This window comes from Paraburkholderia sp. J8-2 (genome assembly GCF_905220195.1).
Classification (GTDB): domain Bacteria; phylum Pseudomonadota; class Gammaproteobacteria; order Burkholderiales; family Burkholderiaceae; genus Paraburkholderia.
In genome coordinates this window covers 39,262-61,352 of record NZ_CAJMZA010000039.1, presented here as the reverse complement: position 1 = coordinate 61,352, position 22,091 = coordinate 39,262, and the positions used below count along the sequence as shown (strand labels likewise).

Annotated in this window: 24 protein-coding genes; 16 read left to right on the top strand and 8 right to left on the bottom strand. The window is 62.0% G+C overall.

From position 1 onward, the window contains the following. Nucleotides 1–312 precede the first annotated feature (312 nt). The 3 genes from U5A52_RS38710 to U5A52_RS38700 all read right to left on the bottom strand — a co-directional run bounded on the left by U5A52_RS38710 (nt 313) and on the right by U5A52_RS38700 (nt 3,658). A complete protein-coding gene (locus tag U5A52_RS38710) occupies nt 313–1,620 on the bottom strand; it encodes a chloride channel protein (protein WP_321939434.1) in 1,308 nt (435 codons plus the stop codon). Between the two features lie 89 nt (nt 1,621–1,709). Beyond that, the gene (locus U5A52_RS38705; RefSeq protein WP_321939432.1) at nt 1,710–2,129 is read right to left on the bottom strand and encodes a MarR family winged helix-turn-helix transcriptional regulator; all 420 of its coding nucleotides are present in this window, start codon (nt 2,127–2,129) and stop codon (nt 1,710–1,712) included. Nucleotides 2,130–3,199: 1,070 nt separating this feature from the next. Continuing rightward, nucleotides 3,200–3,658, bottom strand: coding sequence for a CHRD domain-containing protein (locus U5A52_RS38700; RefSeq protein WP_321939429.1), 459 nt, complete (start codon nt 3,656–3,658; stop codon nt 3,200–3,202). 1,181 nt (nt 3,659–4,839) lie between these two features. Between U5A52_RS38700 and U5A52_RS38695 the strand changes: the two genes are divergently transcribed. Further along, entirely contained in the window at nt 4,840–5,181 is a 342-nt protein-coding gene (locus U5A52_RS38695; protein WP_321939428.1) for a hypothetical protein, read from the top strand. A 167-nt stretch (nt 5,182–5,348) separates the two neighbouring features. Here U5A52_RS38695 and U5A52_RS38690 read toward each other — a convergent pair whose 3' ends face one another. Next, entirely contained in the window at nt 5,349–5,687 is a 339-nt protein-coding gene (locus U5A52_RS38690) for a hypothetical protein (protein ID WP_321939426.1), read from the bottom strand. 91 nt (nt 5,688–5,778) lie between these two features. Here U5A52_RS38690 and U5A52_RS38685 point away from each other — a divergent pair, with 91 nt between their 5' ends. Continuing rightward, nucleotides 5,779–6,258 carry a hypothetical protein gene (locus tag U5A52_RS38685; RefSeq protein ID WP_321939425.1) on the top strand — a complete coding sequence of 160 codons (480 nt, stop codon included), beginning with the start codon at nt 5,779–5,781 and terminating at the stop codon, nt 6,256–6,258. A 191-nt stretch (nt 6,259–6,449) separates the two neighbouring features. Further along, entirely contained in the window at nt 6,450–7,274 is an 825-nt protein-coding gene (locus U5A52_RS38680; RefSeq protein WP_321939424.1) for a hypothetical protein, read from the top strand. A gap of 214 nt (nt 7,275–7,488) precedes the next feature. Here U5A52_RS38680 and U5A52_RS38675 read toward each other — a convergent pair whose 3' ends face one another. Continuing rightward, the gene (locus U5A52_RS38675; RefSeq protein ID WP_321939423.1) at nt 7,489–8,196 is read right to left on the bottom strand and encodes a pirin family protein; all 708 of its coding nucleotides are present in this window, start codon (nt 8,194–8,196) and stop codon (nt 7,489–7,491) included. 60 nt (nt 8,197–8,256) lie between these two features. Next, nucleotides 8,257–9,021: an SDR family NAD(P)-dependent oxidoreductase gene (locus U5A52_RS38670; RefSeq protein ID WP_321939422.1), complete on the bottom strand. Its 765-nt coding sequence runs from the start codon at nt 9,019–9,021 to the stop codon at nt 8,257–8,259. A 150-nt stretch (nt 9,022–9,171) separates the two neighbouring features. Between U5A52_RS38670 and U5A52_RS38665 the strand changes: the two genes are divergently transcribed. From U5A52_RS38665 to U5A52_RS38630, 8 genes are all read left to right on the top strand, one after another. Beyond that, nucleotides 9,172–10,092, top strand: a complete 921-nt coding sequence (locus U5A52_RS38665; protein ID WP_321939421.1) for a LysR family transcriptional regulator — start codon at nt 9,172–9,174, stop codon at nt 10,090–10,092. Nucleotides 10,093–10,236: 144 nt separating this feature from the next. Continuing rightward, the gene (locus U5A52_RS38660; RefSeq protein ID WP_321939420.1) at nt 10,237–11,202 is read left to right on the top strand and encodes an alpha/beta hydrolase; all 966 of its coding nucleotides are present in this window, start codon (nt 10,237–10,239) and stop codon (nt 11,200–11,202) included. A gap of 35 nt (nt 11,203–11,237) precedes the next feature. Beyond that, on the top strand, nt 11,238–11,642 hold the full coding sequence (locus U5A52_RS38655; RefSeq protein ID WP_321939419.1) for a nuclear transport factor 2 family protein: 405 nt from the start codon (nt 11,238–11,240) through the stop codon (nt 11,640–11,642). A 571-nt stretch (nt 11,643–12,213) separates the two neighbouring features. Next, nucleotides 12,214–12,891: an MgtC/SapB family protein gene (locus U5A52_RS38650; protein ID WP_321939417.1), complete on the top strand. Its 678-nt coding sequence runs from the start codon at nt 12,214–12,216 to the stop codon at nt 12,889–12,891. A gap of 15 nt (nt 12,892–12,906) precedes the next feature. Beyond that, the gene (locus tag U5A52_RS38645) at nt 12,907–13,179 is read left to right on the top strand and encodes a hypothetical protein (RefSeq protein WP_321939415.1); all 273 of its coding nucleotides are present in this window, start codon (nt 12,907–12,909) and stop codon (nt 13,177–13,179) included. Between the two features lie 344 nt (nt 13,180–13,523). Next, nucleotides 13,524–14,081 carry a phasin family protein gene (locus U5A52_RS38640; RefSeq protein ID WP_321939412.1) on the top strand — a complete coding sequence of 186 codons (558 nt, stop codon included), beginning with the start codon at nt 13,524–13,526 and terminating at the stop codon, nt 14,079–14,081. A gap of 99 nt (nt 14,082–14,180) precedes the next feature. Then, nucleotides 14,181–14,378 (top strand): hypothetical protein, encoded by a 198-nt coding sequence (locus U5A52_RS38635; protein ID WP_321939411.1) that lies wholly within the window; start codon nt 14,181–14,183, stop codon nt 14,376–14,378. Between the two features lie 271 nt (nt 14,379–14,649). Then, nucleotides 14,650–15,024: a hypothetical protein gene (locus U5A52_RS38630; protein WP_321939410.1), complete on the top strand. Its 375-nt coding sequence runs from the start codon at nt 14,650–14,652 to the stop codon at nt 15,022–15,024. 671 nt (nt 15,025–15,695) lie between these two features. On the opposite strand, the gene U5A52_RS38625 is transcribed toward U5A52_RS38630, so the two are convergent. Further along, a complete protein-coding gene (locus U5A52_RS38625) occupies nt 15,696–16,181 on the bottom strand; it encodes a hypothetical protein (protein ID WP_321939407.1) in 486 nt (161 codons plus the stop codon). A gap of 192 nt (nt 16,182–16,373) precedes the next feature. On the opposite strand from U5A52_RS38625, the gene U5A52_RS38620 reads away from it, so the two are divergent. Beyond that, entirely contained in the window at nt 16,374–17,036 is a 663-nt protein-coding gene (locus tag U5A52_RS38620) for a response regulator (protein WP_321939405.1), read from the top strand. Nucleotides 17,037–17,252: 216 nt separating this feature from the next. On the opposite strand, the gene U5A52_RS38615 is transcribed toward U5A52_RS38620, so the two are convergent. Continuing rightward, nucleotides 17,253–17,462 (bottom strand): hypothetical protein, encoded by a 210-nt coding sequence (locus U5A52_RS38615; RefSeq protein WP_321939403.1) that lies wholly within the window; start codon nt 17,460–17,462, stop codon nt 17,253–17,255. Between the two features lie 281 nt (nt 17,463–17,743). Between U5A52_RS38615 and phoU the strand changes: the two genes are divergently transcribed. The 4 genes from phoU (at nt 17,744) to U5A52_RS38595 (ending at nt 21,895) form a co-directional block, all read left to right on the top strand. Further along, nucleotides 17,744–18,451: a phosphate signaling complex protein PhoU gene (phoU, locus tag U5A52_RS38610; RefSeq protein WP_321939401.1), complete on the top strand. Its 708-nt coding sequence runs from the start codon at nt 17,744–17,746 to the stop codon at nt 18,449–18,451. 290 nt (nt 18,452–18,741) lie between these two features. Next, nucleotides 18,742–20,832, top strand: a complete 2,091-nt coding sequence (locus U5A52_RS38605) for a Na/Pi symporter (RefSeq protein ID WP_321939399.1) — start codon at nt 18,742–18,744, stop codon at nt 20,830–20,832. A gap of 175 nt (nt 20,833–21,007) precedes the next feature. After that, the gene (locus U5A52_RS38600; RefSeq protein WP_321939397.1) at nt 21,008–21,241 is read left to right on the top strand and encodes a hypothetical protein; all 234 of its coding nucleotides are present in this window, start codon (nt 21,008–21,010) and stop codon (nt 21,239–21,241) included. A 261-nt stretch (nt 21,242–21,502) separates the two neighbouring features. Continuing rightward, nucleotides 21,503–21,895: an NUDIX hydrolase gene (locus U5A52_RS38595; RefSeq protein ID WP_321916591.1), complete on the top strand. Its 393-nt coding sequence runs from the start codon at nt 21,503–21,505 to the stop codon at nt 21,893–21,895. Nucleotides 21,896–22,091: the final 196 nt, after the last annotated feature.

Here is a 22,091-nt window from a genome sequence, read left to right as displayed (position 1 = left end):
GCGAAGAGCGATTTTAGGTCGGACAAAATACCTTATCGAGCGAGCTTTGGCGGGCAGTGCCACGACTCCGCGCGTTCTCTATCGCGTGATCGAGCGGCCGATTCGGTACGACGAGCGGACATCGGGAGGTGTTGCACGAAAGCCCCCTTGTGGCCGACCGCTGCCTGATGCGGTCGGCAGCGGTCTATCTCGAACGGACTTCCGGGCTACCATGGCACGAAGGGATCTTTGAGGGGCCTTGCGGCGCGAACCAAAGCGTTATCGTTGAACGACGCCTAACAGAGAGAAATTTGACGTTCGATCGACTGTAAGTTAGGGCTCCATATAGCGACGAGCCAGCGCCTCATACAATGGAGGCGCAAACAGCTTTGACACCTGGCTCGAAATCAACGCGGTGGCCATCAACGAGATCACCAGCGCATGTCCGTTGATCATTTCGATCACGATGACGAATGCCGTGATCGGGCTCTGCGTGACGGCGGCGAGATACCCGACCATGCCCAGCGCGATCAGCATCGGCAACTGCATCTGACCGGAGATCATGTGCAGCGCGTTGCCGATGCCCGCGCCGATCGCCAGCGACGGCGCGAATAGCCCACCCGGTGTGCCTGGCAGATACGAACCTACCATCGACGCCATCTTCAGCACCGGATACGTGGCGCCGAGCTGAGAATGACCTTCGAGCATGCCACGCGCTTCCGCATAGCCGCTGCCAAACAGATGACCGCCGCTGGCCACGCCGACTACGGCAATGAACAGACCGCATAGCGCGCCGAACACCGCCGGGCGTTCGCTTCGGAGCGCCAACAGCTGGGCGGGCATCCACCGCCTGGTGTTGAGCAGCAGCCAGCAGAACACGCCGCCCGCGAGTCCAGTGATCACACCCACCACAACCACCGCGACCGCCAGCAGATCCGGCAGACTGCCGCCGATCACAATGGTGCCGAAATACACATAGTTGCCCTGGAGCGCCAGCGAAACGACACCTGCAAAAATGATCGCCGTGATGATGATGCCGCTGGTGCGCGCCTCGAAGCTGCGTGTGAGCTCCTCTATCGCGAAGACGACGCCCGCGAGCGGCGCATTGAATGCCGCCGACAGGCCGGCTGCTGCTCCCGCGAGTGCGAGCCGGTGTTCGAGGCCGACGCCATACATGCTACGCAGCCGTACCGGGTAGAAGCGCCGTAGGCTGAACATCAGCGCGGCGCCTACGTGAATGGTCGGGCCTTCGCGGCCGATGGTGAATCCGCCGAGGATCGCAAGGAACGATAGCGCGATCTTGCCGGCCAGAATGCGGAGCGTGAGCAGACGCGGACCGAGTGCGCGTACATTGTGCAATGTTGCGATGACCTGCGGGATGCCGCTGCCTTCTGAACCCGGGAACCAGCGGCGCGTGGCCCAGACGCTGAACGCGGCGATCGCCGGCGTGACGAGAAGCGGCAGCCACCAGATCTGGGCAGTCATCCGCACGAAGACGTCGTAGCCGAAGTCGATGAGCCGCGCGTACATGACTGCCACGAGCCCCGTCGCCACGGCGCCGAGCCAGAACACGCCGAAATACAGCCAGCGCCGTCGACTACGCAGAACCCTGCGACGGTCGATAAGAGCCGAAAATTGCATGGGAATGCCACGAAAGGGCCATTTAAGGCACATTGTGACATGAATCGACGAGGCATCCCGGCGCAGCGCCCGGCCGGGTATGTCTGGCGCTAGCGGCCCGTCTCGTTGAAAATCCAGCCGAACGCGCCGTAGATCGACTTGTGCTCGGCCGCGAGATCGAGCAGGAACTTCTCACCCTTGGGTGTGAGATGAACCTGCACCTGGCGGCGATCGGCGAGATCGGGTTTGCGCGTCACCAGCCCCGCTGCTTCGCAGCGTGATACGAGCGCCGCGGTTCCATTCGGTGCGGCCTGCAATCGCTCGGCGAGTTCGCCGACGGTGGCCCATTGGCGGCCGGGAAAACCGCGCACGTGCAGCAGCAATTGATATTGAAGCGTGGTGATGCCCGCGGCGTTGGCGATCTCTTCCGAGGCGCGTAGAAATTTGCGCAAGTCGTAGCGGAACGCCGACATCACTTCGAGGTCGCGCTTGCCCGGGAGCTTGCGTCTGGGTGTTTTGGCTGGATTCATGTCTGTCCATGGTGACCTGCCGGTCGCGACACAGGCTGCGTGCAAGGCAGGCTACTGCCGCCCGATTGCGCAAAGGAGGCGGCGAGTTGGCCGCAGGGAGATTACCATGCGTGTGTTTGTAGCCATGGAGGCCGGGTGACAAGTGCACCATAGATGGTGGGTCGCCGTCCATGACAGGTCGACCAGAGGCCTGGTGTGGAGCAACCGGCGAACCCTTCGGTAAAAGTGGACGCTCGAGCGACCAACGTTGCGTGCAGCTGAACGGTTGCCTATTGCCGCACTGCACCTCCGTATCGGCAATCGATCCACTGGGCGATTGCTGTGCTGCGCAAGGAGAGACCAACCACGGAATCCGAATTCTCATTTCCGCTCGTGACCCGGCAATCTGGCCCGACGATTGCGCCAATTTTTTGCTGTAACACGCGTCAACTGTCGCGCGCATCCAGCGCCCGAAACCCCACCCATGGCGGGACTTACGGTGGACCTGCGACTGCGTCAAAACGCGCCCTTCCAGAAAAACCTCAGGTGGGGAGGGGGACTGCGGTTTTCGGCCCTGCTTTGCCGCGTGCGCCCTCACCCCGGGCTCGATACTGTCTCGCCCGACACCGTGTCAGGCCTGCCACGGTTCTCAGGCCGCCCCGCTGACGGGCCGCGACCCCGAGCGTGCTGGCCGCTCTGGCGTGTGGTGGCGTTTCGGCCTGATCCGGCTTGTATGCGGTCATGCGTTGATTAAGGTGGACCGAACGTTGTGGCAACAAGCTCGAATGAGGAAGTCAGCGTGAGAGTGCTCGAGCGTAATCGCTGAGGCCTTGGCGCATTTTTGTGCCGGGATGCCACACGGATTTGGTTGGTTGATTGGTTGATCTACCCGTAAGCCCCGCTTCGGCGGGGCATTTTTTTGCACTTCACAGGATTTTGCACTTCACAGGATTCGCACACTTCTCATCTCTGGCCAGGCGGCCTCGTTGTGATATCACTTTACGATTGCACATCGAAGGGTCTGAATTCGGTGTAAATCTACAGTGACGCGCAGCAGAGCGCCTCTGGCACGCGTCTACCCACAGCAGCGACTACTTCGGCGGCACTACCTGACCCCGGACCTCGCCATCCGGATGGTCCTTCGTGTGGACATTGATGTATAAATTGCCCGCGACGAAGTCCTTCGCCTGATCTGGTGTCAGCGTGCTGGCACCCTGGATGGGGCCGTCAATGGGAGTGCTGGTGCCACCCACTTTCGTCAGCCAGACGACAGCTTCGCCGTTCTTTCCTGCTGTCCCGAGGTGGAAATGCGCCATCGTCACTGGACTCGAGAGATTGCTGCACGTTACATTCCAGGTGACCTGGCGTGTGTCGGGATCGTAGATGAGCCTGGCGTCGCACGTGCCCCTGGTTTGTACGGGAGGCACCTGCTCCGATCCCTTGAGCGGTACGGAGAATGACATGGGCGCGGCAAGCGCCACATTCACCGCTGCGGCGCAGGCGACGCCGGCAAGCGCGAGAATGGCGCACCTGAACCTGGATACATTCATCTGTTATCTCCTTTGGGCTACCCCCGACCGGACACGTCGCATGCAACTTCATCCAGTGCGAGGGTTCAGCGTTCAAAGACGGACTAGTGCTGGGGGGGCAGAGACACCCGGAGTCGGGGCGAACGCGTTCGCAAACACGTAATGCCGTTCGAGCTGGCCGCAACTCCACCGCCGAGCGCGGCCAACGCGTATGCCGTGGATCGCAGGGAGCGCACGGCGACGTACAGCGCAATACGGCGTGCGGCGTTCAGTAACCACCGCCAGATGAACTGGTTGAACTGCTCGAGGCGCCGTTGCCGCCTTGATCCGTATCGCCGCTCGCGGCCACGGATCCGGAAACTGCAGCCATTCCGAGGCAAACGAGACACGCAAGAACCATCCGACGCAACTTCATGGTGATTTCCTCCTGGTGGAAGCCCGCAGGAAGTCCCGCGACGGAATATCCAGCAAGCCGTTAGCGGCAGTCTTACCAACGATGCCGAACTGAGGGAGCATTGCCGACGCGTCGCGCGATTCATCGCGAACGCAGGCGCCGATATAGTCATCAAACGCAGCGCATCGATGCCTTATTCCTCACGCGCAACGACGAAGTGAGTTCCCTTGGTGAGCAGTACCGTACGGACGAGTTATTCGCCAGTCGCAAAACAACGTCGACGACGCCGAGCAGCCCGACCCAGAGAAAGGGCGGGCGGGTTTGAAACGGGCTTTGGAGACACCTTCGGCCACCCCAAGTGGTGACCGAAGAGCGCAACTAACCGTCAGTTACACGCTGTGCACCGGCGGCGCCTGACGGCGCGAGAACAGCGAGTTGGGCAGAGCGCGCGCTTATGGCGCACAAGGGCGGGGCGGACGGTTCCGGCCGGGCGGTGCCGGTCGAGGCGGGGTTCCCGGGGAGCCTCCGGGCAGGAATCAAATATCGCACCCCATATTTTGGCTATTCAAACGCAACCCCGATAGTACGAGTTATCAGACTGGATGACGTTCGGTAACGTCTGGTTTCGGTCGTCGATGAGGTCGGGAGACGAGCAGGGAAGGGGCGCGCCACCGCAGCAGGATTGTCTCCGCGGTGCGGAGAGAATCGGGAAAAGGGCGTTCACGTTGCGGCGCGGCCCGATTTCCGCCAGGATGGATGCGCCGCGCGCCCGACCGGCGCGAGCTGCACCACAATAACGTTGCCCCGCATGGCCGATCGCCTTGAACTCGTCGCTCTCGCGCTGCCCGCCGGCTGCGCGCCGGAATCCCTGCCGCCGTCCGTGGCGGCGTTTGTCACCGCGTGTTGGCCCGGCATGAGTCGCGCCCAGCTGCTGGACCGGGCGCGGCGCCTGGCTCTGCGCGCGTCGCTGCGCGCCCGCCCGGAGCACGGCCCCGACGGCGTGCGACTGTATACGCTGGTCCTGATGATCGGGGAGGTGAAGGCCGAACTCGTCGCTCACGTGCGGCGTCTGGCACGCCGCCGCGGCGCCCGGCGCGCCAGGGCATCGCTGCCACCGGTGCGGGATACCAGGCAGGTTGGGCTCTTTTGACTGCGTAACCGGCACAAAGAGCATCGGCTGCATGCCCTGCTATCAAATGACCATCAAATAAAGCTGAGACGGCTAAGTCATTGTTTTTATGTGGAAAATATAGATAAACCCCTCGACGGCGGCCGCTTGTTGCGATATCGCGTCAAATAAGCCAGCCCGCGGACGCTTTATGCCCAATGGGGGACATATTTCATATATTTGCGGCCTGCGAGTTCGTCATAGGGCCGGATGACGCCCTGTTCAACAGCTTCCTTGATGTATCGGGAGGCCGTTGCGCTGTTTTGCGGCTCAATGCCGAACCGTTCCCGCAGCGACGTGTTCGTCATGTAGTCCCTCGAAACATACCGAAGACATGCATGCAGGTAACAGGCGTGAATCCGGTCGGCTTTGTCCATCTGCGCGAGAGGTCGATGGGCGAACAGTGAGGCACGCGTGCTGTCGAGCGTAATGGCAAACTCAGGAGCGGGCAACTGATAGAACTCCGTCTCAAAGACAACCTTGTCCACACCACTTCCCCGCTGGTAAGACAATGGATGAGGACGACTTGGGCTGCTCGCATATTGCAGCCCGAGCGCAGTGCAATTGGCGGAGAGTCAGGTGCAAAATATTATTTTCTACGTCGCAAGGAAAGAGCATCAACCAGGCGATCTACTCGGCTGTGGACACTTTGGCGCGGGATATCGCACATACCCTTATGACGTTTCGGGACCACAGGGCGCACTCAACGGTTGGAAGATCGCAAAGGAAATGATCTTCGAGAGTATCCGCGAGCAGAACCACGGATCGCCGCCGAGCCGTCTGAAATGCTCCTATGCATATGTGAAAAAATCGGACGCCCTTACCAATTTCGTTCCGGGACAGGGGCTTTTCGCGCATGAGGTCGTCATCGTCGATGAACTCGCCCCGCGCCACGTGGGCGACTTCTCATTGCTCAGCAGCACCAACGCTGTGCCAACGAATAGCCCGTTCATCCCGTGGGCTGAAGCGACCGCCCACGCGTATTGGGGCGGTCAGAACCCAAAAATTCCGGAGCTGCTGACACTCTCTCCGATCAAGGTGCTGAAGCGGATTGCGTGAAAACGGCAGTCAGTGATCTGCGGTTAATTGGCATCAGGTGGTGGCGTTACCGCATCTGGGGGAGCGGTCGTTTCGATGTCGTAGCGTGAACGATAACGAACGCCGCTTGGCTAACGATTGCACGCCCGTTTTCGGGCGTTGCGAATCAAATAGCTGGTCGTTGGATAGTAAAAGCTCACCATACTCGTCGCATGACCAAGAAACTTCCACTTGCTGACTTCCGAGCGGTTCGCAGCGTGCTTGAGCCGCACGAGTTTGCTTCTGGCGGCCAAGCCGTACCTCCGTCCGACCTGATTGACCAGGAGGTTTGGAATGGCATCATGCACCTCCCAGAAGACGTCTCGATAACAACCTCCGATCACAATGGGATCAGGCTCCGTCTGATGTATAGCTTATGGGGCGACTGGATTGAGACGATCGGTAACCCACAAGATCCCGACGAGATCTTCGAAAATTTACTCAGCGCCGGCGAGTGCTTCCAATGCTCAACCTTTAATTTCTTGCATGGTTACTACCGAGCCGCGATCGCGGAACTACGCACGGCCCTTGAGCTCGTAATGATCGGAGCGTATGGGAGCCTCTATCCGAACGACAAAGATTACGTCGCCTGGAAGGCAGGAGGCGGCGATTTGTCGTTTGGACGATGTAGGAGTCGGTTGCTTGGCAATCTCCGAAAGGAACAAGGGAAATGGATGTTCGAAAACGAAGGTGTGCTGGCCGCGACGTATCAGCAGCTTTGCAACTATTCGCACTCGCGCCCGGACGCCAGCGACGGCGCGTTGTGGAAAAGTAATGGACCGATTTACGACGGTGAAGCGGCAAGGCTAACGCTTTTCACAACGCTATCCGTGTATGCAATCTGTTACCTCTTGATTCGGCTTGCGCGAAGTGATTTTGTCTTGCCCGAAGATAGCAATATCCTTTTTGAACTCGATTGGATGCCCAATTATCAGTTGCTGAAACGAGCCTACACAGATCTATATGGAGCACCTCCGGCGCCGCCGTTGACCGACTGACGTACGTGCCGAATTAGGCTTCAGCTAACGGATCATCTCCGTTTGGCACCCAGTGACGCGTGGGCGGACGTCTTCCCTGTGCAGCAACGGACTTGTGCGGGTGCGATGGCCGCTTCCTAGTTCGTTAAGGACATTCGAGTGTCCATTTCAATGTGATGACCACCGGCAGTAGTTGACCGACGACAGTCGCACACATCGAGAAGGCTCATTTGCCTTAGCCCCAAAGCTCAACGATCACAACATCCGTATCGCCACGTGCGATCAGATCCAGCTGCGCCTCGTCCCGGATGGCTACACCGTCTCGCGGTGCGAGCCGGATAGGCCCCGCGTCGAGCTTCCCGTGATCTGCGACCAGATAGGCCGAACCCGGCTTCGGTAACACGTGGCTTATTGTCGCGCCTTCGCGCAGGGTGGCGGCACGCACGCGTGCGTCGGCATTGATGGGCAGCGCGCCTTCGCGCACATCTTGGGGATCGCCGCTCGCCAGCGTCACGAAACGGCCTTCGCGACATTCGCGCGAACAGACACGCATTGACCAGCGCGGCGTACCGCCCGGCGTCCGCGGACGCAGCCAGATCTGAAACACGCGCGTGGCGACATCTTCCTCGTTACGCTCGGTGTGATGGATCGTTGCGCCCGCACTCATCACCTGCACGGAATCGGCGACGAGCCGGGCGCGATTGCCCGCATCGTCTTCGTGCGTGATCGCGCCCGAGCGCACCCACGTGACCATCTCGACGCTGCGATGGGCATGCATCCCGAAGCCCGAACGCGGCGCAAACTCATCGTCGTTCCACACGTAGAGCGGGCCGAGCGGCGTATGTCCCGCGCGTCCGGTCTCGCCCACGCGAAAATGCAGCCGCGCGTCGAGCCAGTCGCTTTTGATTGCGCCGAGAGTAAGAAAAGGGCAATGTTCGATCATGGTGAAACTCCGTTCGGGTGCACGGATGTGAAAGTCCCCATCCGTGCACCCATGCTACGTTCAGACTTGCTGCTGGCCGCCATCGACGAACAGTTCGATGCCGTTCACGAAGCTCGCATCGTCCGAAGCGAGAAACAGCGCGGCGCTGGCGATTTCGCCGGGCTCGCCCAGACGCCCCATCGGGATCTGCGCGGCCAGGTAGTCGGCAAGACCCTGGCGCTGGGCTGCATCGTCACCGGCAAGGTCGAGCAGGCCGGGCGTGCGGGTCGCGCCCGGGCTGATCGTGTTCACGCGGATCTGGCGGTCCTTGAGGTCGAGAATCCAGTTGCGTGCGAACGAGCGCACCGCAGCCTTCGACGCCGAATACACGCTGAACGCCGCCGTGCCCGCGCTGCCCGCCGTCGAACCCGTGAGAATCACCGATGCACCCCTGGCCAGCAGTGGCAGTGCTTTTTGCACCGTGAACAGCACGCCCTTTACATTGCGGTTGAAGGTGTCGTCGAAGTGCTCTTCGGTGATGTTGCCGAACGGCAGCATCGATCCGCCGCCTGCGTTGGCGAACAGCACATCCAGACGGCCCTGTTCTTCCTTGATCTGCGCATACAGCGCGTCGAGTTCTTTCAGCTTCGTGGAATCGACGCGCACGCCGGTCGCCTGGCCGCCCGCTTCGCGGATGCTTTGCACGGCGGCATCGAGTTCGGCCTGACGGCGACCCGTGAGGTAGACGTGCGCGCCTTCGGCAGCGAAGCGCTGCGCGGTGGCAAGGCCAATGCCGCTGGTTGCGCCGGTAACGAGTGCGATCTTGTTGTCGAGTTTGCGTGCCATGGTCGTGCTCCTTTCGTTTCGTTCGGTAGAAGTGGGTGTTGGCTGGTTCGGTGTGGCGTGCTGCGATGTGAGGAGAATATCGACGGCCCGGTCTTTTCGAAATAGAATTGATTGCAATTCAACGTTGCATAAATGAAAAGATGAGGGGAAATGGCGAAGCTGCCTGATTTCGAAGGACTCGCGATGTTCGCGAAGGTCGCCGAGGAGGGATCGTTCGCGGCGGCGGCGCGCGCGATGGGCGTGTCGGTGGCGACGGTCTCGCGCGGCGTGGCCCGTCTGGAGGACCGGCTGGGCGCGCGGCTTTTCAACCGCACGTCGCGCCAGCTCTCGCTGACCGAGTTCGGTCGCACGATCTGCGAGAAGGCCGGCGAGATCTACCGGCAGGCGGAAGAGGCGGAAAGCGCGGCGCGCGAAATGTCGATGCAGCCGCGCGGGCTGGTGCGCCTGGCCGTGCCGATGTCGTTCGGGCTGCGCTGGGTCGCGCCGCTGCTGCCGGGGTTCTTCCGCGCGTATCCGGAAGTGTCGATCGACCTGCATCTGTCGGATGCGTCGGTCGATCTGGTCGCCGATGGCTTCGACGCCGCGCTGCGTATTGCCGCGTTGCCCGATTCGTCGCTGGTGGCGCGGCGGCTATGTGCGGTGACGCAATACGTGGTGGCGTCGCCGGAATATCTGGCGCGCGAAGGGCGGCCGGCCCATCCGCGCGAACTGGCGGATCGGCCGTGTCTCTCGTACGCGTATCGCGCGCGTAGCGATGTCTGGCGTTTCACCAACGACGCGGGCGAGGAGGAGCCGGTGATGCCGACCGGCCCGCTGCGCGTGACGAATTCCGATGCGCTGTTGCCCACTTTGCTGGACGGTCTGGCGATTGCCGAACTGCCCGAATTCATCGCCGGCGAATATCTGGCCGATGGCCGGCTCGAAGCGATCCTCACCGACTGGTCGCTGACGAAGGGCGGCCTTTACTTCGTCACGCCGTCGGCGCGCGCGCGGCCAGCAAAGGTGGCGGCGCTGTCCGATTACTTCGCCGGGCATCTTTCCGATCCCGCGTGGCGATGGCCCAAGCCCTGAAGCGGCGACCCATCATTGCATTTATGCAATGATGGGTTTTAAACAATTCTATTTCGCAAATATCTCCCGATCCGTATTCTCCTTTCCATCGGCTGCACGACATCACGTCGCAAGCCACTCAACCACCCGGAAAGGAGAATCACGATGAACACGCAAGTCCACCCGAACACGCCCGATACCGCAACCGTCGCCTTCCTCGACGCGCTCAACAGCGGCACGGGTCCTGCCATCGAAACGCTCACGCCCACCGAAGCGCGTGAAGTCCTCGCAGGCGCACAACGCAGCGTCGAGGTCGACGTCTCGGGCATCGACGTCACGCGCCGCACGATCGAGCAGGATGGTCTGAGCGTGCCGCTCGTCGTCGTCAAGCCGCGGGATGCGCGTGGCGTGTTGCCCGTGTTCATGTTCTTCCACGGCGGCGGCTGGATTCTCGGCGACTACCCGACGCATGAACGCCTCGTGCGTGACCTCGTGGTGCAGTCGGGCGCGGCGGCCGTGTTCGTCGAATACACGCCTTCGCCCGAAGCGCGCTATCCGGTTGCGATCAACCAGGCCTACGCCGCAACGAAGTGGGTCGCCGCGCATGGCGAGGAGATCGGCGTCGATGGCGCGCGGCTCGCGGTGGTGGGCAACAGCGTGGGCGGCAACATGGCCGCGGTCGTCAGCCAGATGGCGAAGGACCGTAATGGCCCCGCGATCCGCTTCCAGGGCCTCATGTGGCCGGTGACGGACCACGCATTCGACAACGCCTCCTACGACGCTTTCGAAAACGGTTACTTCCTGAGCCGCGACATGATGAAGTGGTTCTGGAACGCGTACACGACCGACGCAGGCGAGCGCAACCAGCGCTACGCATCGCCGCTGCGTGCCACGCTCGACGAGTTGAAGGGCTTGCCGCCCGCGCTGATCCAGACGGCGCAGTTCGACGTGTTGCGCGACGAAGGCGAAGCCTACGGACATCGGCTCGACCAGGCGGGCAACGACGTGACGACGACCCAGTACAAAGGCACGATTCACGACTTCGGTCTGCTCAACGTGCTCGCCGCCGACGCACCGACGCGCGCCGCCATGCAGCAGATGGCGACGGCATTGAAGACGCGTCTGCAATAACGCGCACCCATCAACACTGATATCGAGAGTCGATCATGAACAACGCCAGACTACTGCTTGCCGCTTACCTCGAATCGATTCGTGACCCGCGCGCGGCTGCCGCATTATTCGCCGACGATGGCGTGCTGGAACTGCCGTATCTGAAGTCGCTCGGCATCGACGGCCGTGCGCAGGGCTCCGAAGCGATTGAAGGTTTTATCGCTTCACTGCTCGCGAAAGTGCCGGATTTCGAATTTAAAAACGTGCGCTTTCTGATCGAAACGCCGGAGCAGGTCTTCGCCGAATATGAAGTTGAAGCGCTTGTGCCGTCGACGGGAAAAATCTATCGGCAGATGTACGCGGGGCGGCTCGTGGCGCGCGAGGGCAAGATCGCGCTGTTGCGGGAGGCACTGGATACGGTGGCCGCGGCAGAGGCGTTCGCGATGACGGGCGCGGTTTGATGATTTGCGTGACGGCGTGACGGCGTGACGGCGTGACGGCGTGACGGTCGTTGGGTCGAAAAGCTTCATGTAGACACAATTAATGTCGAAACGTTGACGCATTCAATACGCTTTACGCGAGACGGCCGGGCCGTTGCCGTGTGCTGGGTGTTCCAGGAGTGGGGCTGCCAGCCCGGCGCGATTGCGCGCCCGCGCGTGGTCGCCCAGTCGCCGGCGGATCCAGCAGCGTGCTGCGCGCGGAGGCGTCCGTGACGCGTAGGGGATCGAGATATCGGCAGACCGCCGCGCGCGCGCCGACGCGCTCATACCAGCTGCGCAACGCAGCGAGTTCGGTGTCGCTGGGGAAGCGGGAGGAGGGGGGGCAGGCGGGTGCGGTTGCATGGCAGCGACTCCGAGAGCCAGGGTAGTGCTTCCCAGCACTCGCCGGTCGACCGCGCCCCGGGTGCGACCGGGACACCGCGAGGCGTGCTCGGACATTGGACTGGTATCAACATTGATGTCACGAAAATGTCACAATCCAGCCCTCAACCTGCGGAACCGTTGTCTCGCAGACGTCTACCGGACCTGAAAAATGATCGGGAACTTCGAACTTCTGTCGCGCCTGCTCATGGCAGCTCTCCTCGGCAGCGTGATCGGTTTTGAGCGTGAGCGCCTGAACTGGGCGGCTGGCCTGCGCACCCACATGCTGGTCTGCGTCGGGGCCGCGCTCATGATGCTGGTTTCGGCGTTCGGATTTGCCGACGTGCTGGGCGAGAAGAACGTCGTGCTTGATCCGTCGCGGGTCGCCGCCCAGGTGGTTTCCGGTATTGGCTTTCTTGGCGCAGGGTCGATACTGCTTCGTGGCGAAGTGGTGCGCGGGCTGACGACGGCGGCGAGCCTCTGGTCGGTCGCGGGTATCGGGCTGGCAGTCGGCGGCGGCATGTACACGGCTGCGATTGGCGCGACGGCCATCATCATGGTCATCCTGGTCGGTGTGAAGCCCCTGGAGCGGCGCTTTATTGCTGTGCGTCAGCAGCGCAATATCCAGTTGCTGGCCGAGCGCGGTAGCGTCTCGCTGGATAGCGTGCATCAGGCCCTTGGCACGGGAAGCGTGCGCGTCAGGCAGTTCATCGTCCAGCAGTCGGAGGATGACGCCGATCTCGACGACGTGCAGATTGCACTGTCGCGGGTCACGGCAAACGAGTTTTCGACGATCTGCGCGCGGCTCGAAGCCATGTCGGGCGTCCGGGAATGCCGGCGTGAGAAGTAAGGCGGGGAGACAGCCATGACGCGAAGCTACGATTACGAGGGCTTTACGCTCGAGATCGCCGTTGAGTCCGATATCCGCATTGGGCCGGCAAGGGCCGAACCAATCCGGCCGGCGTACGTCGCTGTTGTCAGGATATTTCAGGCAGCCAGTACCGTCGCGGTGTTTTCCCCCCTGCGCTTCGGTGAAGCGGGTGGCCGTCCCTTCGCAACGGAGGCCGACGCACTCATGGGCGGATACAGTGCGGCGCGCAAGATCATCGACGACCTGTTCTGCCAGGACCGGCATTGAGCGTGGCTCGGCAGGCGGGAGACGTCCGGTTGGCGCCGGACCTTACCCGGTCCGGGACACGGCGTAACCACAACTCGCGCAAGACCAGACTTCACCCGTTCAATGGCGAATCGACGAACGCGCGTCGCCCCGGCGTTGCGGGCCGCCACCATCGTTCCCGGATCCCACATATTGGGGAAACTCCTGGATCGTCTGTATTAATGGCGTCGATTTAACAAAGTTAGAATAAAGACTCTAGATCGGCGAGACGCCGCCCGAAGGGGCGCTGTCCCGGGCGTGCATGCCGGTCACCAGCCGTAGTGGCAGCGGCCAGGCCTCGTCCGCAAGAACCTGAGAGACATTCCTTGAGCACTCCTGAGCAGATGCTGTTTGCCACGACACACGAATCCAGCGCGGTGAACCTGGCCATCCTGAACGGCCAGCTGTTTGCCAGCCTCCATGCGCTGGCGCGACTGAACATCGAGACATGCAGGCTGGTGTTGTCTGGCGCCGGCCTGCATTGGGAAAACGTGTTGCGGGCACAGACGCCTGAGCAGATCGCCAGCCGTCAGGCCGCCACATGGCCCTGGCTTGCCATGCAGTTCGCCGGGTACACCCGTGGCTGGATGGACATCGCGTCGGAAGCGACAGCGAACTTCAGCCGAAGTGCCAGCGACAGTCATGACGGACACGTGCGCCACCTGAACACCACGCTCGACGGTATGACGAGGTGCGCACGCGGAGTCGATGCGATGTTGCGAGCGCTGAATCCGGTCCCCGTCGCAAAGGATAGTGCCCCGGCGAGCCAGCCGCTTCCGGATTCACGGGACATCGCACACGCCGATCCCGGCGGTGCTTCAAAGACATCACCCACGGCGCCACAACGAAGTCGATCCCCCGGTCGACGACAGAAGTCCAGATAGCCGACGCTCCTTAATGTCTGCCCCGGTCCGGTCGCACGCCACACGGTGATCACCAGACCGGATTACCGTTCATCAAGTCCTCTTCGGGAGGGAAACGCCGTGTTGAGCCCCCACGAGCTGGCCACGTTGCTGCTGGTCAAGGATGCACCTGAGCGGATCGAGGTGGACCGCGCCGAACTGTGTGCGCTTCGCGCGCTCCAGTTCATCGAGAACGATCCACCAGAACCGGGCTTTCCGGTGCCTCGCGTCACACCGCATGGCGACGCATTTCTGCGCGCAATCGCGCGGGTGCGCTGACCGACACTCAAGGACACATAGCCCATTATCCAGACGGTCTATCTGCCAATATTCGTTAAGCGTGCCGCTCACGCGATCGGGTAGCGACCCTGACGAACCTGAGGAGGCTGACGTGGATCCATCCTGGCTGGCAATGCTTGTCGGCGTAATCGTTCTGGTGATCGCATCATGCGGCGTCGTCGCTCACTATCGCCGTGAACGGCGTCGTGCTGACCTTCTGCGCAATCTGGATCACCATGAGTGGTGTCGCTGGACCCGGTCACGACACTGAATGCCTTTGCGATGCATTTTCATTCAAGAAGTAACGCTGCAGGCCGGTGATTTCACGCCAGATGCGGGAGGGGCGGGCAACGCGGCGGCGCACAAACACACAAAGAACGGGGAATCCATCGTGAGCTACGATTTCGTAGAAAAGGATCTGGCGCACATCCGCAATGTGCTCAATTATCTCGAGCACTCAGCCGGCTACCTGCACGCGTGTGAAACCGGGGCAGCGATTGACTTACGTTGGTGGCGGGCCAGGATACAGGCCGTTCTGGCCATGCCACTGCTACCCATTCACATCGAGAGACAGGCGAGGGACCTGCTCTCCCGCCTGGACCATCTGCCAGATCAGTCTGGACTGCGAACCGGTAACGTCCGGTGAGGGTCATTGACGCCTCGTTTGCGCGATATTTTCACTGTGTGGCAGGCGCGCGATGGCGTGGTGCGTTGTGGCCTCGCTACGCACCAGACAGGAGGCGTCTGCTCGTGTGTGGGGCATCCTCACAAGGGACAGCCCTGTGGATGACGCCGAGGCGCCGGAATTCATCTCGCCCGGCGCAATGGCGTATTTTTTGCCTCTAGACTGGCTGGTCGACGATGGCCACAGATGTAGTCCCTGCCTTGTGTAGGGGAAAGATCGCAGACGGGACAACGGCGTCTCGAAACGCAGACGTATGGAGCGATTCCGTACGCGCGCTTCGAGGCGCTTTTTTTTCATCCATGGATGACGCAACGACGCGGGCACGACGGATGGAGCATGTGGGAGACAGATGCGTACGAGATGGATGCAGTTCCTCGCAGCCGTAGTGGGTGGCGGTGAGGCGCCACCGCGCAATACGGTCGCGGACGTTCAAGACCGCAAGCTCGAACCAGAAGAGGACAGGTCGCGCGAGTCAGCTGACTGGCGGCCAGCGGCACTCCGGACACGGGGCGCTCGCAGACGCGCCGCTTTTCGCAACGGGACGCGGCCGGCGCGCCAACCGGTCTGCAGGACGTGCGGAATAGCGCGTTGCTCCTGAAACTTGTGGCTGAGGGATGATCAGCGCAAGGGTGTCACGCGTGCGCACGGTCGCGGACGTCATCCGCGGCGGCAGGGCGCTGGCTTGCAGCGAGCAGCAAGCGCCTTTCGAGGTGTTCGCTGGCGCGGGCGACGATCTCGACGCGGGTCGTGGCGAGCTGGCGATCGTACTCGTTCACCACGGTCGTGAGTTCACTGATCAACGAATCAGGGAGGTTCCATTCTCCCGTCCTGTCTGCCTCGAAGAGTACCTCGCCGAGATTGTGCTCGACGCGGTCAATGTCGTGGAGATCGAGCCTGCCGAATCCGGCACGGGTGATGTAGCTGGTGATGAGGACGATCTGGCACATGTGATTGACCAGCGACCGGCTGGCCTCGCCGTTACGCAATCGCTCGAGCGCAATCCGCGTGCGCAGCGCCAGATTGGCCGCTTCACTTCGGGACATGGGAAGGAGCAGTGCTTTCGAAAGCGCCCTGGAAGACGGCTGGCGAAGGGATCGGGGCTTGCTGCTGCTGGGCATCTCCAGGTCTCCGGCGCGAGAGGTTTGAGCTCGCCACGTTCCCGATGTTCTTCCCGAGGGGGGAAGGCCGCTCGAATAAACGGGTGGCCTCAGTATTCGGGCGGATTGTCGGGAGCAGGAGCTTAAGGGACGCTTAAGTGTGCGTTCAGCGATGCGGGTCGAGAATGGCGACATTTCTGGAGAGGTCACGCCATGCGCCTGTTGCTGCTAGAAGACGACGGTGTGCTCGCCGGGTCCGTGGTGGAGGCGATGCGGTGCGCGGGCTACGCGATTGACTGGGTGCGTGACCGATGCGAGGCTGAGTTGTCGCTTTGCGACGAAACGTACGATCTGCTTGTGCTGGACCTGGGGCTCCCCGGAGACGCAGGGCTCGACCTGCTGAACCAGTACCGGACGCGCGGTGGCCGCGTCCCCGTGATCATCCTGACGGCGCGGGATGCGGTGCAAAGCCGTATTCGCGCGCTCGACGTCGGTGTGGACGATTACCTGATCAAGCCGTTCGACCTTGAGGAACTTGCGGCGCGTGTACGTGTTCTGATGCGTCATCGAACCAGTCTTGCAGCGCAAGTTTGTGCACACGATGGACTTCTGCTGAACCTGGTTTCCCATGAGGCGAGCCTCCATGGCGTGGCGCTCGACCTGGTACCGCGCGAGTTCAGTCTGCTCAGGGCGCTCATCGAAGAACCGCACCGGGTCTTCACCCATCGTGAACTTTTAGGGAAGATGTACGGCCCGGACGACGCAATCGACAGCAATGCGCTCGAGGTGCATGTGCATCGCCTTCGGCAGAAGATCGGCGCAGAGCGGATCGTGACAGTGCGGGGTATTGGGTACCGCCTGCGGAAGCTCACATGACGCAACTGTAGCCGGTGCTGGCGCAGGCGAAGGCGTCGCAACATCGACCGCCCGCACCTGCACGATCCGTGTCGCGTTTTGCCGGCGCTTTCACACCGGAGCGCGGCCCCGCTATCGTTCCTGCCCCCGCAGCCCGGACAGCACAGCTGCGGCGTCGCCTCGCCGGTTCCGGACGGTGAGCCTGGTGCGGTACAGCCGCCGGGTCCTCGGCGCGGCTTACTTCGATTTCGGTGGCCTGCCGGTCTTGACCGGCTCGACCGCCTTGACGGCCGCAAGCAGGCGCTTCGTCGGCCCGGATGCCAGCAGAAGCAGCCCTGCGCGGACGAGTTCGCTCTTTTTCACGGCGACACCCGCGTCGAGGCATCGCTGTTTGAGCACCGAGAGCTGTTCGTAGTCCGCCCTGGGCATCGTGAAGATGTCGCGCACAACCTTTTCCCGTTTGATGTGCTCCCTGCGGTGCCCGGCAACGCGTCCGGGAGACGCTTCCGCGGACGCTGCCTTCTGGCCCTGTGGCTTTGATCCCGCACGCCGGGCCTTTGCTGGCTGCCCGGCCTCCCCGGTTGCCGTTGCCTCAGCGGACCCTTCGCCCGGGGGCGTACCCTGCCGCTTGCCGCTTCTGTTCCTGGTTGCCTGTTGTTTCATGGTTTTTTCAGGTTTGACAAACCGTATAAACAGTTTATCGTCTTTCTGGTAAGGGGAGTTTTTCAATGCCAGACAAGCACATTTCCAGCCAGTTCGATGCTGAACTTGAACACCTGTCGTCGAGATTCTTCGAGATGGGGGGACTGGTTGAGTCACAGCTGAACGATGCGATGGAGGCGCTCAGACGCTTCGACATGAATCTGGTCGAGAAGGTGATTGATGAGGAGCATCGGCTCAATGCGATGGAAGTCGAGATCGACGCCGAGTGCAGCAACGTCATCGCGCGGCGCCAGCCCATCGCATCCGACCTGCGGCGACTGATGGCCTTCTCCAAGGGCATCAGCAATCTCGAGCGCGCAGGCGATGAAGCACGCAAGATCGCAAAACGGACAAGGAAAATCGCGAATGACGCGACGGGCCGGAATCTGAATATCGCGGAAATCCGGTCATCCGGTCAGAAGGCGGCAATCATCTTCCACGACGCCCTCGCGGCATTCGCCCGTCTCGATACGGTTGAGGCAGCCAGGATCATGCGCGAGGATGAGGCGATCGATGAGCAGTACCGTGCATTTGTGCGCAGGCTGCCGACGTACATGGCGGAGAATCCCCGCGTCATCTCTTCCGCGCTCGACTATGTATCCATTGCGTCGGCCATCGAGCGGATCGGCGACCATGCAAAGAACCTGGCGGAGCTCGTCATTTATGTGGTCAAGGGCAAGGATGTCCGTCACGTTTCGCGCGCCCAGCTTGAGCGGGAAGCCCTGGCGCGTTGAGGCCATCCCAGGCGCGCCATTGTGGCGGAGCGCTTCTGCACGTCACGCATGCGACAGTCGAGACCTGGTGCCGCGGCTGAGCCGTGGCGCCCTGCAGATCTCTGGACCAGAACGCTTCCAGCGCGTTGACACGCTGGCTGTGCGCTGGCGCACCAATGCCACCAGAAATTTTCTGAACAATGGTGTGTGCACATCCGTGCCGTCTGCGGCGCTGATGTACACGGAGGGGTCGCGACACGCCGGAGCGTGCAGGAAAGCCGGCAATATGACGGTACAAGTGGAGCACGGGCATGCCGACGACATTCACGCTGATCGATCTTGCGGGTTCCATCGCACTGCTTGTGCTCGGCACGCAGATGGTCCAGACGGGCATGCAGCGGGCGTTCGGTGTGGCGCTTCAGTCGCTTCTCGCGCGATCGCTGCACGACCGGGGGTACGCCTTCATTGCCGGTATGGGGTCCGCCGCGGTACTGCAAAACGGTGGGGTAGCCGGCTCGATGACAGCTGGTCTTGCTGCGCAGGGGCGCGTCGACCTTGTTCCAGCGCTGGCCGTCATGCTGGGGGCGAACGTCGGTGCGACGCTGATTGTCCAGGTGCTGTCCTTCGATGTGGCGGCGGTCTCGCCAGCACTCGTACTGGTCGGTGTGCTGATGTTTCGCAAGGCGTCGAACACGCGGGCACACGATCTGGGTCGCGCGTTCATCGGACTGGGCCTGATGCTGATTGCGTTGCACGAACTGCTCGATCTCATGACTGAGTACGAAGACGCGCCCAGCCTGCGTGTGCTGCTGGGCGCCGCGTCGACTGTCCCGCTGGTGGATGTGCTGCTCGCCGCGAGCCTGAGCTGGGCTGCGGATTCGACCGTTGCTGCGGTCTTGCTGGTCGCGTCCCTGTGCGCCAAAAACGTTGTGCCGCCGGATACCGCTTTCGCACTGGTGGTGGGTGCGAACCTGGGCGCCGCAATCAAGCCCGTGCTCGAATCGGCTGTTCCTGACGATCCTGCATCAAGGCGGCTTCCGGTGGGCAACCTGCTGATCCTGCTGATCGGGGCCGCTCTCGTGCTTGCTGCGCTCGTGCCGGTCGGACTGTTCATGGTCTCCTTGCAGCCCGACAATGGACGTGTGGTCGCGGACTTCCACACGCTGTTCAATGCCGTTCTGGCCGCGCTGTTCCTGCCGTTGCTCTCACCGTACGGCAACCTCCTCGGCCAGCTGATGCCGGCATTCATCAAGGTCACTGACCCGGCAGGATCGGCTCATCGCGATCAGGCGGGTATGCCGGTTACGACGGAGGCACATGACCGTCCGATGCGCCCGGCACGGCGCATCGGTACCGATCCCGGCGAACTGCTGGTTGGGGGCCGTCAGCCTTTGCGGGAGCGCGATCACGTTCCCGGCAGAGACGCGTGTCGCACGGACGTGCTGGATCGAGGCGACTCCGGCGGAGGGGACCGGCTGGCGTCAAGCGACACGATCCTGGATGCAGAGGACGAACGGCGGGACAATGCCCGAGCAGGACCTCAAATGCGCGACACGTCCACACTGCGCGTCAGGGGCGACCTTGCTGAAAACGGGCGCCGTACGGTGGACGGTACAACGGACCGCAGTGTGCGTATGCGTTACGAGCCCGCCCGATCGGTCTGGCTGACACTGCAGGACCTCCGGATCGTGCGACAGGCGGAACCGACAGGAGACGAGGGGCAGTCGGTCCTGGCGACATACATACAGGGAACTGCGCATCTGGACGACGCAGATCTGTGTGTGGTCGGCGAACCGCAGACCAGGCAACACGCCGTCGGCGTCACGTTCGCAGTCCGTGAGCTCAACGAAGGGGATCATCGGGGCCTTCGCGAATGGCAGGATGAGCTGGGCATCGCGTTTTCGGATGTCCCGCTCGGCACGGCCAGACTTGGCTACAACGCAGCGGATCCTGAGATACAGGAGCCCGCCCAGTGGTGGGCATCGTTCCACGTGCCGGCAAGCAGCATGCAGGGCCTTATCGAGGGTATCGACGCCGCGCGACTTACGGACGTCAAACTCGCGCTGTCCATGAGGCATCTTTATTCGAGCACACCGGAAGCCGCAGTTACGCAGGGTGACCCCTGCGTGTTTCTCAGGCCAGACAGCGTCAACGCAACCGGTTTGCCCGAAGTTGCGACAGGATACGTCACCCATATGGCATTCGAGCAGGCCAGGCTCAGGCTTTGCGAGCCGGATGAAATATGTCCACGTGATGATGCGCTACCCGGCGGCGGTGGCATTCAGGAATCCGAAGCAGTTCGCCTGCTTGGCGAGAAAGTGGGAAGTCTGGTTGTTCTGGTGAAATGGCTTGCCGCACTCATTGCGGTGCTGCTTGCTGTTTTTGCATTCGCTAGGCATTGACCGCGGGTGCCTGCCGCAGCAGTTTGCCGGTCATGCTGCGGTGTCGAATCAGTCTTATGACCGGGAGTTCATTGCGGCCTGAAGCCGGAACGGGAGCCACCCATCCTGAAAGCGGGGCACCCGTTGTGAGTTTCACGGACTGCTCGCAGTGAACAGCGACGTTGGGGGGACGTAAATGAAAATGTCTCACAGATTGCGGTCTGATCCGGCCGGGCCAGTTTGGGGGCTGACTATGGGGATGCTCCTGATGGCGATCGGGATTGGCATCTGGGTCTTTGTGAAGGCATCGCAACCCGGCGATTTCTTCGATGAATCGCTTGCGATGGCAGCAATGGTTGTCGGCGCCTTTCTGGCTGTTTATGCCGGAAGGGAGATCAGACACGGACATCGATGGTTCCACAAGTGGTAGCCGCGGCAGCACCCGTGGAGGCTTATCCGGACCAAAGCCGGAAGAAGCCCTGTCGAAGGATGGCGGGCAGCGCGCGGATCTCGCGGGCCGAGCGGATTTCCTCTTTTCCCAGCCAGACTACGCCTGAAGCGCTGGTACATTGTCGTGGTGTGGCAGGAGCACCCGTTGCCGGTATGCCCCAGCCTGTGGCTGGGGCCCGACTCCCTGAGCGACGTTTCGATTTGTCAGAAAAATATAGCACGTGCACTGAAACCTGAAAGCATGAAAGAGCGAGCAACTGTTGTGTGCTGGCAGCGCGAGAGAATTCTCCTCGTGGAGCGCGGGCGAACCAGGTGGTCGCTACCTGGCGGTACGATCCGGCGCGACGAGTCGCCGGTCGATGCTGCCCGACGCGAGCTCAGCGAAGAAACCGCGCTTGGAGGGCACGAGCTGGGGTACCTGTTCCAGTTCGGCGGCCTGAACAAACGCCATCACGTGTTCTTCTGCGTTCTGCCCGATGATGCAAGACCGCGTCCGTGCAATGAAATCGTGCGCTGTCGCTGGTTCAGTCCTCGCAAGGTAGGGACACTCGTGGCCAGTGTGCCAACGCGGGCAATCGTCGCGTTGCTTTTCGGTTCAGAAGTGGCTGCCTCGGGTTTCGTCTCCCCGACATGATGCTCGCGGGAGCATGTCGCTGGCATGGCAAGCGCGCTGCCAGGCGACTCCAGCTTGCCTGGAGTTCGGGGGCTCGCTGCCCGGATGCATGCGGCGCGAACACCCCAAACTGCTGGTAAATTCCATGCGGCGCCCGGCATGGACAGGTGTGACCGAACGGATGACGTCACGCCGGCTAATCTGCCGCTTTTGTGCC

Coding starts and splice junctions, on each gene's coding strand:
- U5A52_RS38710 (WP_321939434.1), bottom strand. CDS start 1,620: ATGCAATTTTCGGCTCTTATCGACCGTCGCAGGGTTCTGCGTAGTCGA.
- U5A52_RS38705 (WP_321939432.1), bottom strand. CDS start 2,129: ATGAATCCAGCCAAAACACCCAGACGCAAGCTCCCGGGCAAGCGCGAC.
- U5A52_RS38700 (WP_321939429.1), bottom strand. CDS start 3,658: ATGAATGTATCCAGGTTCAGGTGCGCCATTCTCGCGCTTGCCGGCGTC.
- U5A52_RS38695 (WP_321939428.1), top strand. CDS start 4,840: ATGGCCGATCGCCTTGAACTCGTCGCTCTCGCGCTGCCCGCCGGCTGC.
- U5A52_RS38680 (WP_321939424.1), top strand. CDS start 6,450: ATGACCAAGAAACTTCCACTTGCTGACTTCCGAGCGGTTCGCAGCGTG.
- U5A52_RS38675 (WP_321939423.1), bottom strand. CDS start 8,196: ATGATCGAACATTGCCCTTTTCTTACTCTCGGCGCAATCAAAAGCGAC.
- U5A52_RS38670 (WP_321939422.1), bottom strand. CDS start 9,021: ATGGCACGCAAACTCGACAACAAGATCGCACTCGTTACCGGCGCAACC.
- U5A52_RS38665 (WP_321939421.1), top strand. CDS start 9,172: ATGGCGAAGCTGCCTGATTTCGAAGGACTCGCGATGTTCGCGAAGGTC.
- U5A52_RS38660 (WP_321939420.1), top strand. CDS start 10,237: ATGAACACGCAAGTCCACCCGAACACGCCCGATACCGCAACCGTCGCC.
- U5A52_RS38655 (WP_321939419.1), top strand. CDS start 11,238: ATGAACAACGCCAGACTACTGCTTGCCGCTTACCTCGAATCGATTCGT.
- U5A52_RS38650 (WP_321939417.1), top strand. CDS start 12,214: ATGATCGGGAACTTCGAACTTCTGTCGCGCCTGCTCATGGCAGCTCTC.
- U5A52_RS38645 (WP_321939415.1), top strand. CDS start 12,907: ATGACGCGAAGCTACGATTACGAGGGCTTTACGCTCGAGATCGCCGTT.
- U5A52_RS38630 (WP_321939410.1), top strand. CDS start 14,650: ATGCCTTTGCGATGCATTTTCATTCAAGAAGTAACGCTGCAGGCCGGT.
- U5A52_RS38625 (WP_321939407.1), bottom strand. CDS start 16,181: ATGCCCAGCAGCAGCAAGCCCCGATCCCTTCGCCAGCCGTCTTCCAGG.
- U5A52_RS38620 (WP_321939405.1), top strand. CDS start 16,374: ATGCGCCTGTTGCTGCTAGAAGACGACGGTGTGCTCGCCGGGTCCGTG.
- phoU (WP_321939401.1), top strand. CDS start 17,744: ATGCCAGACAAGCACATTTCCAGCCAGTTCGATGCTGAACTTGAACAC.
- U5A52_RS38605 (WP_321939399.1), top strand. CDS start 18,742: ATGCCGACGACATTCACGCTGATCGATCTTGCGGGTTCCATCGCACTG.
- U5A52_RS38600 (WP_321939397.1), top strand. CDS start 21,008: ATGAAAATGTCTCACAGATTGCGGTCTGATCCGGCCGGGCCAGTTTGG.
- U5A52_RS38595 (WP_321916591.1), top strand. CDS start 21,503: ATGAAAGAGCGAGCAACTGTTGTGTGCTGGCAGCGCGAGAGAATTCTC.